Here is a 12411-nt window from a genome sequence, read left to right as displayed (position 1 = left end):
GCAACCGAAGTTGCCGTTTTGCTTTTATCTTATGCCAGCCATACGTTTCTTGCCGATAAACAGCCAGCCCAGCCCCAGCGCGATAAACCACAGCGGCGTGACGATCAGCGCCTGACGGGTATCATCTTCCAGCGTCAGCAGCACCAGAACGAACACGAAGAACGCCATGCACACCCAGCACATCAGCTTGCCCAGCGGCATCTTGTAGATCGATTTCTCATGCAGGTGTGGACGCTGTTTGCGGTACACCAGGTACGAGCACAGGATAATGGTCCAGACGAACATGAACAGGATTGCCGAGACCGTGGTGATCATAGTGAACGCGCCAATCACGCTTGGGTTCACGTAGAGCATCACCACGCCCCCCAACAGGCACATGCAGGAGAAGGTCAGCCCTTTCGCCGGCACCGCACGTTTAGACAGTTTCGCAAAGGCGCTCGGCGCCACGCCCTCCTGCGCCAGACCAAATAGCATACGGCTGGTGGAGAACACGCCGCTGTTCGCAGACGATGCCGCTGAGGTCAGTACCACGAAGTTAATCAGGCTAGCGGCAGCGGGCAGCCCTACCAGCACGAACAGCTCAACGAACGGGCTCTTGCTGGGCACCACGGAGCTCCACGGCGTCACGGACATAATAATGATCAGCGCGAAGACGTAGAACATAATAATGCGCAGCGGAATAGAGTTGATGGCACGCGGCAGGGATTTCTCCGGGTCTTTGGTTTCCGCAGCCGTAGTCCCCACCAGCTCAATCCCTACAAACGCAAACACCGCAATCTGGAAGCCAGCAAAGAAACCGCTGATGCCTTTCGGGAACCAGCCGCCGTCGTTCCACAGATGGGTAAAGGACGCCTGAACGCCCGTTGGCGACTGGAAGTGCGTCAATACCATCACCAGGCCCACAACAATCAGCCCCACGATAGCGACGATCTTGATCATCGCGAACCAGAACTCCATCTCACCGAACATTTTCACGGTGGCGAGGTTGAGGCTCAGCAGCAGAATAATCACCGCCAGCGAGGCGACCCAGTCCGACAGCCCCGGGAACCAGAACTGCGCGTAGGCGGTAATCGCCACGACGTCCGCCATTCCGGTGACTACCCAGCAGAACCAGTAGGTCCACCCGGTAAAATAGCCCGCCCATGGCCCGAGCAGGTCAGACGCGAAGTCACTGAAGGATTTGTATTCGAGGTTCGAGAGCAGCAATTCACCCATTGCACGCATCACGAAGAAGAGCATAAAACCGATGATCATATAAACGAAAATGATCGACGGCCCGGCAAGACTGATGGTTTTGCCCGATCCCATAAACAGCCCGGTGCCGATGGCACCGCCAATGGCGATAAGCTGTATATGACGGTTTGTGAGATTGCGCCGTAGCGACTGTTCAGACGTCGCCTCTTCTGCAGCGGCGACTTTGACCTGATCTACCATGTAATTTTTCCTGTTTATGCCTGTCTGTGTTGTTAAGGCTCTTCTGGCCTTTAAAAACGTCAAATAAATGACGGTCCCTTTGTAAGGGTTTATCGATATTAGGTAAGAATCGGCGGGATGAATACTATGATTTAGATATTATGTTAATAATATGTTGAAAGTGAGTGTCATATCACTCATACAGCGCGAAACAGCTCACAAAAATACACGCAACAGTTTCGTTTGCAAGATAAAATATTGATTCTGTCGTAACTATAGGTTTTATCACTATTTCCTCTCCCCGAGCGGAGAGAGGAAATAAGAAAAGTCGATTACAGGATTTCCAGCAGTTCGACTTCAAATACCAGGGTGCTGAATGGCGGAATGGACGCGCCAGCGCCACGCTCGCCGTAGGCCAGGTTGTGTGGGATGGTCAGTTCCCATTTGGAACCGACTGGCATCAGGGTCAGGGCTTCGATCCAACCCGCGATAACGCCGTTGACCGGGAATTCAGCCGGTTCGCCGCGCGCCACGGAGCTGTCGAACACGGTACCGTCGATCAGTTTACCGGTGTAGTGAACGCGAACATGGTCGGTACGCGCCGGGATAGCGCCGTCGCCCTGGTTGATCACGCGGAACTGCAGGCCAGACTCGGTGCTGTTCACGCCTTCACGCTCGCGGTTCTCTTCCAGATATTTCACGCCTTCGGCTGCCATCTCTTCGAAACGCGCGCGACGCACGGCGTCAGCACGTTCGTGAATTTCACGCAGCGCACGGTGCACAACGTCAACCGGAACGGCAGGCTGTTTACCTTCCAGCGCGTCAGCGATACCCGCCACCAGCGCTTCAGGTAACAGACCTTCCAGGCCGGATTCGCTCAGCTGCTGTCCTACCTGCAAGCCGATACCGTAACTTGCCTGCGCTTCGATAGTGTCAAAAGTCGGGGTGGTCATGGGTTTTCCTTCCATCACATTTAAAGTAGCGGGCAGCATATCAGCCATGCCCTTATGGGTAAAACTTTGTCTTAAGTTAGGGTGACAAACCGCGACGAAACAGAAACAATAGAGGCAACCAGGATTAATCCCGAACTGATGTCACGGAAGTCGGGTTTGTTACGTCGTTCAGGCAGTTAGCGAACTATACTTCGAAGCACAGGATATAAAAGACGCGGAGCAGGAGGAGAGCCATGCCCGGGCGATTTGAACTGAAACCTACCCTGGCGAAAATCTGGCAGGCGCCGGACAATTTTCGCATTATGGACCCGCTGCCTCCTCTGCACCGCAGGGGGATCATCATTGGTGCGCTGATGGTCATCGTGGGCTTCCTGCTTCCTTCCGGCGGTGATGATGTCGATACCGCGCCTGTCACCCGCAATGCACAGCTGGATATTCAGTCGCAAACGCGGCCGCAGCCTGACGCGCAGCCCATGCAGACACAGCTGGTGACCCCGTCTAACGATCCAGGCCAGGTCGCGCCGGTTGAACCTGAACCCGTTCAGGATGAACAGCCGCAGGAGCAGGCCGCGGCCCCGTCTGGGCCGCAAACCCAGCAGCCTACCGGCATTGAGCAGCAGTGGCGTTCCTATCGCGTGGAGCCGGGCAAAACGCTGGCACAGCTTTTCCGCGACCACAACCTGCCGCCAACCGACGTGTATGCCATGGCTAAGGTTGAAGGTGCAGGTAAGCCGCTCAGTAACCTGCAGAATGGCCAGATGGTGCAGATTCGCCAGAATGCCAGCGGCGTGGTCACCGGGCTGACGATTGATACCGGAAATGGGCAGCAGGTACTGTTTACCCGCCAGCCGGACGGTAGTTTCATCAGAGCACGTTAATGGCATAGGCCGGGTAAGGCGAAGCCGCCACCCGGCACTTTTGTTCTCAGGCACTCCGTTTATTCACCCACCAGATCCCCGAGCAGACCAGCGCCAGCGCAATCGCATATTTGATATCCAGAATATTTTCGCCGAGAAAGATTGCGGAAAGCACCGTCCCTGCAACCGGAATGACAAAGTTGAACGGGGCAATCATGCTCACCCGGTTCACTTTCAGCAGTGCGCTCCACAGGGCGAACGCCACGGATGAGAGCAGCGTCAGATACCCCAGCACCGCGACAGCCTTCATGCTGTGCACTTCCAGCGTCCCGCCCGTGGCATAGCCTCCTGCAACCAGCGCAGCCCCGCCTATCGCCAGCTGCCAGCCGGTCATCACCGTTGGGTCGACGGTCTGGGAAATACGTTTCCCGTAAAGCGTGGCGGCAGAGAGAATAAAGGCCGCCAGCACCACGAAGCCGTCGCCTTTCCAGACAAACTGGAAATCGCTTAACCCACTGTGGAAGTTCACCAGCATCACCCCGGCAAACCCGAGAATACAGCCCAGCGTTTTGTTATAGCTGAGTTTGTCGTTGTGATAGATAAAGTGCGCCAGCAGCACGCTGAAGAAGGTGCCGGTGGCGTTCATGATTGAGCCATTCACCCCCGTCGTGTAGGCAAGCCCTACATAGAAGAAGGTGTACTGGATTGTCGTCTGGGTCAGTCCGAGGATCGTGAGCTGGCCAAACTGCGTGGGCGTGAGCCTGCCAATCGGTTTTCGCTGGGCCAGAGCAAACAGCAGCAGCAGCGCACCGGCAAACAGAAAGCGGTATCCGGCAAAAACAACTTTGGATGGGATGTCATCGGTCGCAATCTGAAAGAGTTCATAACCATTTTTAATGGCCGGGTACGAGCTTCCCCAGAGTAAACAGCAGAGCGTGGCGCAGGCATAGGCCACATTTCGACGGGCAAAGACGGGCGTGGGCAGAGCGGTATCCATGACAAATCTCATAAATAAAATTGCGTTTCATTTTATTATCTGAGAATGCGTCAGGAATAGCTACCATACAAGATAAAAAGAGAATGGTCGGTAGCCTTAAAAAAGCAAAACGCCGGCACAAGGCCGGCGCTTCGACGCGAGCAGAGTAAAATTACTCAGCTACAACGTTAACAACCAGTTTAGCGAACACTTCGCTGTGAACCTGGAAGTCAACTTCGTGCTCACCAGTGGTACGCAGAACGCCGTTCGGCATGCGAACTTCGCTCTTAGCCACTTTAACGCCTGCTGCAGTAACTGCATCAGCGATATCGCGGGTACCGATGGAACCGAACAGTTTACCTTCGTCGCCAGCTTTGGAAGCGATGGTAACAGTGCCCAGTGCGTTGATTGCTTCAGCGCGAGCGTTAGCAGCCGCCAGAACGTCAGCCAGTTTGGCTTCCAGTTCAGCACGACGTGCTTCGAAAAACTCTACGTTTTTCTTAGTAGCTGGAACAGCTTTACCCTGTGGAACCAGGAAGTTACGAGCGTAGCCCGCTTTAACGTTTACCTGATCACCCAGGCTGCCCAGGTTTGCTACTTTATCAAGCAGAATAACTTGCATTACCTTATCCTCTTAAAGTCGTATTAATGGACCGTGCCCGATTACTGATGACGATCAGTGTACGGCAGCAGGGACAGGTAGCGAGCGCGTTTGATAGCGCGAGCCAGCTGACGCTGATATTTTGCACGAGTGCCGGTGATACGGCTTGGGACAATCTTACCGCTTTCGGTGATGTAGTTTTTCAGCGTTGCGATATCTTTATAGTCGATCTCTTGAACGCCTTCCGCGGTGAAACGGCAGAACTTGCGACGACGGAAATAACGTGCCATATGGCTAGTCTCCAGTATCTATCAAATCAATCTGCTCGGCATGCAGAACCATTTTGCTCAGGCCGTTCTTTGCCTTATGGCAAGAGATGAACCCCTGAACGATTACTGCGCTACCGACCGTTAAACTGTGAGTAATGGCCTGGTTTTCGTGTCCGCTAATAATAACGGGCATTTGGCACCACGCCTGCCGGTGAAACCCGGCTTCCTCTTGCACAGAACGATGCTCAAGCACGAACTGGCAATGCGGAATTCCTGATGGACTGACCTTTCGAAGGGGAGCCCTGCATACGATGCCGGACAACGCCAGACGGTTGGTCATCAGAAATTACTCTTCAGAATCCCCAGCATCAGAATCATCTGCGGTTTCGTTTGCGAAATCATCGCGACGCTCACGGCGCTCGTCTTTCGCTTTAACCATCGGAGATGCTTCGGTAACTGCGTTTTTGGTACGCATAACCATGCTGCGGATAACGGCATCGTTGAAGCGGAAGGTAGTTTCCAGCTCATCGATCACTTCCTGCGGCGCTTCAACGTTCATCAGAACGTAGTGTGCTTTGTGCAGTTTGTTGATCGGGTAAGCCAGCTGACGGCGGCCCCAGTCTTCCAGACGGTGGATCGTACCTTCTGCACCAGTGATGGCAGCAGAATAACGCTCGATCATACCCGGAACCTGTTCGCTCTGGTCAGGATGGACCATAAAAACGATTTCGTAATGACGCATCGAATTGCTCCTTACGGATTATTCAGCCTCCTGTCTGGGTCAGCCGAGGCCCGGGGAGGCAAGGAACGTGTTAAAGGTCGGCTGAAAAATTGACGCGTCATAATACTTGCGCGCCCCTGGAAACTCAAGCTGATTGCACAAATAATTCGCACAAAGCGTAAAGCTGGTCTAAGTGGGTGATTTAATATTAAACGCATCCGGAAGCGTTGCTTTTTTGAACAACTGCATCAGAAATGGTCACGTATCCCCGCCGGATGAGTGATTACACTTTAATCAGAGACCCACTGAATTAAAGAAGGAGCATTCCCCTCTCACAGCACGCAGTCGTGGAGCGCATATCATGAAAAAAATCGCATTAGCCATAATGGCTGCGCTTTTGCTCAGTGCAAACGCGATGGCAGCCATCAAAATAGACGGCCGGCAGGCCAGAAACATGGATGATGTGCACAGCTTAGGCGTAATCTATATCAATCATAATTTCGCCACTGAAAGCGAAGCAGATCAGGCACTAAATGAAGAGACCGATGCCCAGGGCGCAACCTATTACCATGTGATGTTAACCCGTGAGCCCGGCAGCAACGGCAATATGCACGCCAGTGCAGATATCTACCGGTAATGCCTTAACGCTAGCACCAGGAAAGCCAACAACGAGAACATAGCCATAGTTGACGTTGCCCCCTGCCCGGGGGCTTTTTTTGTGAATGGCTCCGGAATACCACCGGTTACAACTGTTTTTTGGTATTCCAGAGCACTTATTCACTTCTGCCCGTAGTAGGCATTTGGGCCGTGCTTGCGCATGAAATGCTTGTTCATCAGGTAATCATCAATGCCCTGAAGCTGTGGATTAATGCCGCGGGCAATCCACGCCATTTTAGCCACCTCCTCCATCACGACAGCATTATGTACCGCGTCGTGAGCATCTTTACCCCAGGAGAATGGACCGTGCTGGTACACCACAATCCCCGGCGTATGCAGCGGTTCCGTTTCACCCAGTGTTTCGATGATGACCTTGCCGGTGTTGCGTTCGTACTCCCCTTCTACTTCAGCCTGCGTTAACGCTCGCGTGCAGGGAATGTCGCCAAAGAAATAGTCCGCGTGGGTCGTGCCCAGCGCCGGGATGGGCAGCCCCGCCTGTGCCCAGGCCGTCGCGTGCGTGGAGTGGGTATGCACCACGCCGCCAAGGGACGGATATCGCCGGTACAGCGCCAGATGGGTTGAGGTATCTGAAGAGGGACGCCATTTTCCCTCCACGACGTTTCCGTCGAGATCCACCACCACCATATCGTCTGCTTTCATGGTGTCATACGCCACACCGCTCGGCTTAATCACGATGAGCCCCTGCTCGCGGTCGATAGCGCTCACGTTGCCCCAGGTGAACGTGACCAGGCCATAGCGCGGCAGATCCATATTGGCTTCAAAGACCTGCTGTTTCAGCTTAAGCATGTTCAACCTCCAGCAAACCCGCCCGCACCATCCGCTCGCGCACCCAGTCCCGCGCTTTTGCTACTTCCGCAGCCGGGTCGTCTGACGTTTCGCTCCACATCTCAATCAGGTAAGGCCCGCAATAGCCTGTCTGCCTGAGCGTCTCGAAGCACCGTTCAAAATCCACCACCCCGGTGCCGAACGGTACGTTTTTAAACACGCCAGGACGGGTATCTTTGACGTGCACCGCCACGATATGCCCGATGCCCGCCTGCAGCTCCATCTGTACGTCGTTATCCCATGCCGACAGGTTGCCGATATCCGGATAAAGCTGGAACCACGGGTTATTCAGATAGTGCGCGTAGCCCAGCGCCTTGCTGATGGAGTTCATCAACGGGTAGTCCATGATCTCCATCGCCAGCGTGACCTGCGCGCGGCTTGCCATCTCAACGCTCTCTTTCAGGCCGTCACGGAAACGACGGCGCGTTTCATCGTTGGCTTCCTGATAGTAAACGTCATAACCCGCCAGTTGGATCACGCGGATACCCACGTCCTGGGCAAAGCGAATGGCTTTGCGCATGATCTCCAGACCTTCAGCACGCACGGCATCATCTTCACATCCCAGAGGGAAACGACGATGGGCGCTCAGGCACATGGACGGCACGCGCACGCCGGTCTCGGCAATGGCGCTCACCAGCGCCAGACGCTGTTCGCGGCTCCAGTCCAGGCGAGAGAGACGCTCGTCCGTCTCATCCACTGACATTTCAACAAAATCGAAACCCAGCTGTTTTGCCAGCTGTAACCGCTCCAGCCAGCACTCCCCCGCAGGGAGTGCCTTTTCATAGATGCCAAGCGGGACCTGTTTTGACAACATACCCGCTCCTTAGCCCCAAAGCTGAGCGATTGAGCGTTTGAACTGACGCGCCGCTTCGACCGGAGAGGCCGCGTCGCGAATGCTGCGGCCGGCGATAAAGACGTGAATTGGGATGCCCTGGAACAGCGGCAGATCTTCCAGCGCCAGGCCACCGGTGACGGTGACTTTGAAGCCCATATCCGCCAGACGCTTAATCGCGCTGATATCCGCTTCGCCCCACGCCACGCCTGCGGCCTGGGCATCGCGGCTGCGGTGGTAAACCACCTGCTGGATGCCCGCTTCGCGCCACTCCTGCGCCTGCTCCCAGGTCCAGAAGCCGGTCAGCTCAATCTGCACGTCGCCGTTAAACTCTTTTGCCACGTCCAGCGCGCCTTTGGCGGTGTTGATATCCGCACAGCAGATCACGGTGACCCAGTCGGCGTTGGCTTCAAAGCACATGCGGGAAAGGATTTTGCCTGCGTCGGCAATTTTGGCATCCGCCAGCACGATTTTGTGCGGATAGAGCGCCTTCAGGTCGCGAACGGCGCGCACGCCTTCGCCCACGCACAGAATGGTGCCCACTTCGATGATATCCACCTCTTCCGCAATCAGGCGGGTGGTTTCGTAAGCGTGAGACAGCGTCTGGTTATCCAGCGCAACTTGCAACATTGGTAATGACATGTTCAATTCCTCTTAAACGGCCGCCGCAGTGGCGTTATCAATTAAATCCAGCACGTCCTGCGCGGTACGGCAGGCGCGTAAACGGTCAAAATTGGCTTCGTCATCAAACAGATTGACGATCTGCATAATGCCCACCTCCTGGTGGGTGTTGGCATCAACGGCCGCCATGGTGATGAGAATATCGACCGGGTCGTTATCTTCGTGGTTAAACACCAGCGGCGTTTTCAGCGTCACCAGCGCGAAGCCGGTTTTCTTGACGCCCTCTTCCGGGCGGCCGTGCGGCATTGCCAGGCCCGGCGCAATCACAAAGTAGGGGCCGTGCTGCGCCACGCCATCGAGAATGGCCTGGTAATAGCGCGGCTCGACAACGTCCGCCTTAACCAGCAGATCCACACTCAGCTTCACCGCTTCCTGCCAGGTGCTGGCGTCGGCCTGTAAAAGGATGGAGTTATTCTCTGCCAGCGAATCACGTAGTTTCATGTGGCGTCCTTACTTCACGTCTTGTGGGAAGTGCTCTTTGATCACTTCCAGCAGTTTTGGCCCGAAATCCGCAGGCGACAGCATGTTGCGTACGCCTACCACATATTTGTTGCCCGACACGCTAATCTCACCGGCAATGTGAGTTGAAGCGATGATGATGTCCGCGCCGTTTAGTTCACTTTTGTATTCACCCACTGCGCAGCTGTTCACCGTGTGGTCGATGTTTGACTGGGTTAGAAACTGGTCCACTTTCATCTTCATGATCATGGAACTACCTTGCCCATTGCCACACACAGCCAGGATACGTACGGTCATAATCGATACTCCTTAGTGAGCAGAAACTTCTGCTGTTTGTTTTTCCGCATCTTCTTCTGCTCGCAGCGAACGGCCAGCGAAGAACATATAAGCCAGAGCAATCAGGATGATGACGGCCATAAAGACCAGCCCGACGGAGGCAAAGCCCTGCATCATCGGCGGTGCCAGAATTGACCAGTCCGCCATACCCATCCAGGCGCTCATACCGGTGAGCTTGACCGCCCACACGCAACCGAAGATTTCCACCATGCCCATCACCAGGCAGATCTTGAGCGCCGCGCGCCAGCCGCCGAAGTGGTTAGCAAACACGCCGATGGTGGCGTTGGAGAAGAACATCGGGATAAAGCCAGGAATAATCAGGATTGAGGAACCGCAACCCACCAGAATGCCCACCGCAATCAGCTGGCCGATGGTGCCCCACATAAAGCCCCAGACGACGGCGTTTGGCGCAAAGCTATAGATAGCCGCACAGTCAATCGCCAGTACCGCACCAGGGATCAGGCGCTGAGAGATACCGTTGAAGGCTTCCGACAGTTCGGCGACGAACATACGCACGCCCTGAGTGATGATGAAAATCGCCACCGCGAAGGAGAAGCCGGTCTGCAGGATATAGACCGTCCAGTGGGTTTTCCCTGCCATCGCCTGCACCACGTCAATACCGAAGGAGAGCAGAATGGCGCCGAAGAAGATGGTCATCACAATCGCGGTCGAAACGATGTTGTCATGGAAGATATTGAGCCAGCCCGGCAGCTTAAGGTCTTCAACGCTCTCTTCTTTTTTGCCCAGGTACGGCGCAACTTTATAAGCAAGCCAGGCGGCAAACTGCTGCTGGTGACCGATGGAGAAGCCGCAGCCGTCAGTCACTATCTGCGTTGGCTTGTACATCATGTTGGAGGTGATACCCCAGTAGAGCGAGACCAGCACGGCGGTGCAGATGATCGTGGTCCACATGGGGTAGCCGAAGATATAGAGAGAAACCGCGATCAGCCCCGCCTGCTGGAACATAATGTGCCCGGTGAGCATGATGGTGCGAATACCGGTAATGCGGCGCAGCAGAACATAGATAATGTTCAGCGCCAGCGCGAGCAGAACCGCATATCCCACCCAGCTATAGGCATCGCCCATGCGATCGATGGTCGCCATCATTGAGGCGTAGGTATCAGAGATAGCCCCGTTGATGCCGTACACTTCCGACATTTTGGCGACAACTGGCTTAAACGTGCTGGTCAGAATGCCTGACCCCGCCTGTAACAACATGAAACCGATAATGGTTTTGATGGTGCCTTTAATAATCACGCTGACGCTTTTGCGCAGCAGGATGTACCCCAGGCACGTCACGATACCCAGCAACAGCGGGGCGTTGGTCATTACCTGATTAAAGAAAACGGTAAAGACGTTGTAGAGGATCTCCATAACTCTCTCCAGAAATGAGAACACAAGGGCAATCCCTGTGCGGTTGGTGTCATCACTCTATTAATCACAAATAATCACCACAAGATTGCATTTGATTATTTGTGACGCATCACGCAATTTATTTCCATGCTGTTAGTAATGATTTTCACTACCGTACCATGAAAATAAATTAATCCTTATAATTCATAATATTAATGTTTAATATGCGATACTCTAACAAGTAAATAGCGGAGAGTCCGTGAAGTCGCGCAGATAAAATTCCTCATTTTTACCATTGCAAAGCGCGTTAAATGGTGCCAGCATTAATCACAACAAATCACCATATGATTACTTTTGATTAAACCCAGGAGTCAAAACGATGAGTAAAGTGAAAACCATCACCCGTGAATCATGGATTCTGAGCACATTCCCGGAGTGGGGTAGCTGGCTGAACGAAGAGATCGAGCAGGAACAGGTTGCTCCTGGCACGTTTGCAATGTGGTGGCTGGGCTGCACCGGTATCTGGCTGAAATCAGAAGGCGGCGCCAATATCTGCGTTGATTTCTGGTGCGGCACCGGCAAGCAGAGCCACGGTAATCCGCTGATGAAAAAAGGCCACCAGATGCAGCGCATGGCCGGCGTTGAAAAACTGCAGCCGAACCTGCGCACAACGCCGTTTGTGCTTGATCCGTTTGCCATTCGTCAGATCGACGCCGTGCTTTCTACCCACGATCATAACGATCATATCGACGTGAATGTGGCGGCCGCGGTAATGCAAAACTGCGCGGACGACGTACCCTTTATCGGGCCGCAAACCTGCGTAGATCTCTGGATTGGCTGGGGCGTGCCGAAAGAGCGCTGCATCGTGATGAAGCCTGGCGATGTGGTGAAAATCAAAGACATTGAAATCCACGCCCTGGATGCCTTTGACCGTACCGCACTGATTACCCTGCCGGCCGACCAGAAAGCTGCGGGCGTACTGCCGGACGGCATGGACGAGCGCGCGGTGAACTATCTGTTCAAGACGCCGGGCGGCTCCCTGTACCACAGCGGTGACTCCCACTACTCCAACTATTACGCGAAGCACGGCAACGAACATCAGATTGACGTAGCGCTGGGCTCGTACGGCGAAAACCCGCGTGGTATTACGGATAAAATGACCAGCGCCGACATGCTGCGTATGGCGGAAGCGCTGAATACCAAAGTGGTTATTCCGTTCCACCACGATATCTGGTCAAACTTCCAGGCCGATCCGCAGGAAATCCGCGTGCTGTGGGAGATGAAAAAAGACCGCCTGAAGTATGGCTTTAAGCCGTTTATCTGGCAGGTCGGCGGCAAGTTCACCTGGCCTCTGGACAAAGACAATCTCGAATATCACTACCCACGCGGTTTCGATGATTGCTTCACCATTGAGGCCGATCTTCCGTTCAAGTCCTTCCTCTGATTATGAGGCCACA

16 protein-coding genes are annotated in these 12411 nt (G+C 54.3%); 3 read left to right on the top strand and 13 right to left on the bottom strand.

What is annotated here, in order from left to right:
* Positions 1-24: 24 nt before the first annotated feature.
* Both cycA and HBM95_02325 read right to left on the bottom strand, forming a co-directional pair.
* On the bottom strand, positions 25-1434 hold the full coding sequence (gene cycA / locus HBM95_02330; GenBank protein ID NIH41781.1) for a D-serine/D-alanine/glycine transporter: 1410 nt from the start codon (positions 1432-1434) through the stop codon (positions 25-27).
* Positions 1435-1745: 311 nt separating this feature from the next.
* Entirely contained in the window at positions 1746-2405 is a 660-nt protein-coding gene (locus tag HBM95_02325; GenBank protein ID NIH41780.1) for a peptidylprolyl isomerase, read from the bottom strand.
* 194 nt (positions 2406-2599) lie between these two features.
* On the opposite strand from HBM95_02325, the gene HBM95_02320 reads away from it, so the two are divergent.
* Positions 2600-3244 (top strand): hypothetical protein, encoded by a 645-nt coding sequence (locus HBM95_02320; protein ID NIH41779.1) that lies wholly within the window; start codon positions 2600-2602, stop codon positions 3242-3244.
* Positions 3245-3290: 46 nt separating this feature from the next.
* On the opposite strand, the gene HBM95_02315 is transcribed toward HBM95_02320, so the two are convergent.
* The 5 genes from HBM95_02315 to rpsF form a co-directional block, all read right to left on the bottom strand.
* On the bottom strand, positions 3291-4220 hold the full coding sequence (locus HBM95_02315; protein NIH41778.1) for a DMT family transporter: 930 nt from the start codon (positions 4218-4220) through the stop codon (positions 3291-3293).
* Between the two features lie 151 nt (positions 4221-4371).
* Positions 4372-4821 (bottom strand): 50S ribosomal protein L9, encoded by a 450-nt coding sequence (gene rplI / locus HBM95_02310; GenBank protein ID NIH41777.1) that lies wholly within the window; start codon positions 4819-4821, stop codon positions 4372-4374.
* A gap of 41 nt (positions 4822-4862) precedes the next feature.
* Positions 4863-5090, bottom strand: a complete 228-nt coding sequence (gene rpsR / locus HBM95_02305) for a 30S ribosomal protein S18 (protein ID NIH41776.1) — start codon at positions 5088-5090, stop codon at positions 4863-4865.
* 4 nt (positions 5091-5094) lie between these two features.
* Entirely contained in the window at positions 5095-5409 is a 315-nt protein-coding gene (gene priB, locus HBM95_02300) for a primosomal replication protein N (protein NIH41775.1), read from the bottom strand.
* Positions 5410-5415: 6 nt separating this feature from the next.
* Entirely contained in the window at positions 5416-5811 is a 396-nt protein-coding gene (gene rpsF, locus HBM95_02295; GenBank protein ID NIH41774.1) for a 30S ribosomal protein S6, read from the bottom strand.
* Between the two features lie 340 nt (positions 5812-6151).
* Here rpsF and HBM95_02290 point away from each other — a divergent pair, with 340 nt between their 5' ends.
* Positions 6152-6427 carry a DUF1471 domain-containing protein gene (locus HBM95_02290; GenBank protein ID NIH41773.1) on the top strand — a complete coding sequence of 92 codons (276 nt, stop codon included), beginning with the start codon at positions 6152-6154 and terminating at the stop codon, positions 6425-6427.
* Positions 6428-6567: 140 nt separating this feature from the next.
* On the opposite strand, the gene HBM95_02285 is transcribed toward HBM95_02290, so the two are convergent.
* The 6 genes from HBM95_02285 to ulaA are packed head-to-tail and all read right to left on the bottom strand — an operon-like array spanning position 6568 to position 10975.
* The gene (locus HBM95_02285) at positions 6568-7254 is read right to left on the bottom strand and encodes an L-ribulose-5-phosphate 4-epimerase (protein ID NIH41772.1); all 687 of its coding nucleotides are present in this window, start codon (positions 7252-7254) and stop codon (positions 6568-6570) included.
* Positions 7247-8107: an L-ribulose-5-phosphate 3-epimerase gene (locus HBM95_02280; GenBank protein NIH41771.1), complete on the bottom strand. Its 861-nt coding sequence runs from the start codon at positions 8105-8107 to the stop codon at positions 7247-7249. The genes HBM95_02285 and HBM95_02280 overlap by 8 nt, the downstream gene beginning before the upstream one ends.
* A gap of 9 nt (positions 8108-8116) precedes the next feature.
* The gene (ulaD, locus tag HBM95_02275; protein NIH41770.1) at positions 8117-8767 is read right to left on the bottom strand and encodes a 3-keto-L-gulonate-6-phosphate decarboxylase UlaD; all 651 of its coding nucleotides are present in this window, start codon (positions 8765-8767) and stop codon (positions 8117-8119) included.
* A 12-nt stretch (positions 8768-8779) separates the two neighbouring features.
* Positions 8780-9247: a PTS ascorbate transporter subunit IIA gene (gene ulaC / locus HBM95_02270; protein NIH41769.1), complete on the bottom strand. Its 468-nt coding sequence runs from the start codon at positions 9245-9247 to the stop codon at positions 8780-8782.
* A 9-nt stretch (positions 9248-9256) separates the two neighbouring features.
* A complete protein-coding gene (ulaB, locus tag HBM95_02265) occupies positions 9257-9562 on the bottom strand; it encodes a PTS ascorbate transporter subunit IIB (protein ID NIH41768.1) in 306 nt (101 codons plus the stop codon).
* 12 nt (positions 9563-9574) lie between these two features.
* Positions 9575-10975 carry a PTS ascorbate transporter subunit IIC gene (ulaA, locus tag HBM95_02260; protein ID NIH41767.1) on the bottom strand — a complete coding sequence of 467 codons (1401 nt, stop codon included), beginning with the start codon at positions 10973-10975 and terminating at the stop codon, positions 9575-9577.
* Positions 10976-11333: 358 nt separating this feature from the next.
* On the opposite strand from ulaA, the gene ulaG reads away from it, so the two are divergent.
* Positions 11334-12398 (top strand): L-ascorbate 6-phosphate lactonase, encoded by a 1065-nt coding sequence (gene ulaG, locus HBM95_02255; GenBank protein NIH41766.1) that lies wholly within the window; start codon positions 11334-11336, stop codon positions 12396-12398.
* Positions 12399-12411 lie beyond the last annotated feature (13 nt).

Origin of the sequence: Enterobacter asburiae (assembly GCA_011754535.1) — a bacterium.
Lineage (GTDB): Bacteria > Pseudomonadota > Gammaproteobacteria > Enterobacterales > Enterobacteriaceae > Enterobacter > Enterobacter cloacae_N.
Note: the sequence above shows the minus strand (reverse complement) of the source record. Positions and strands in the feature narration are given on the sequence as shown.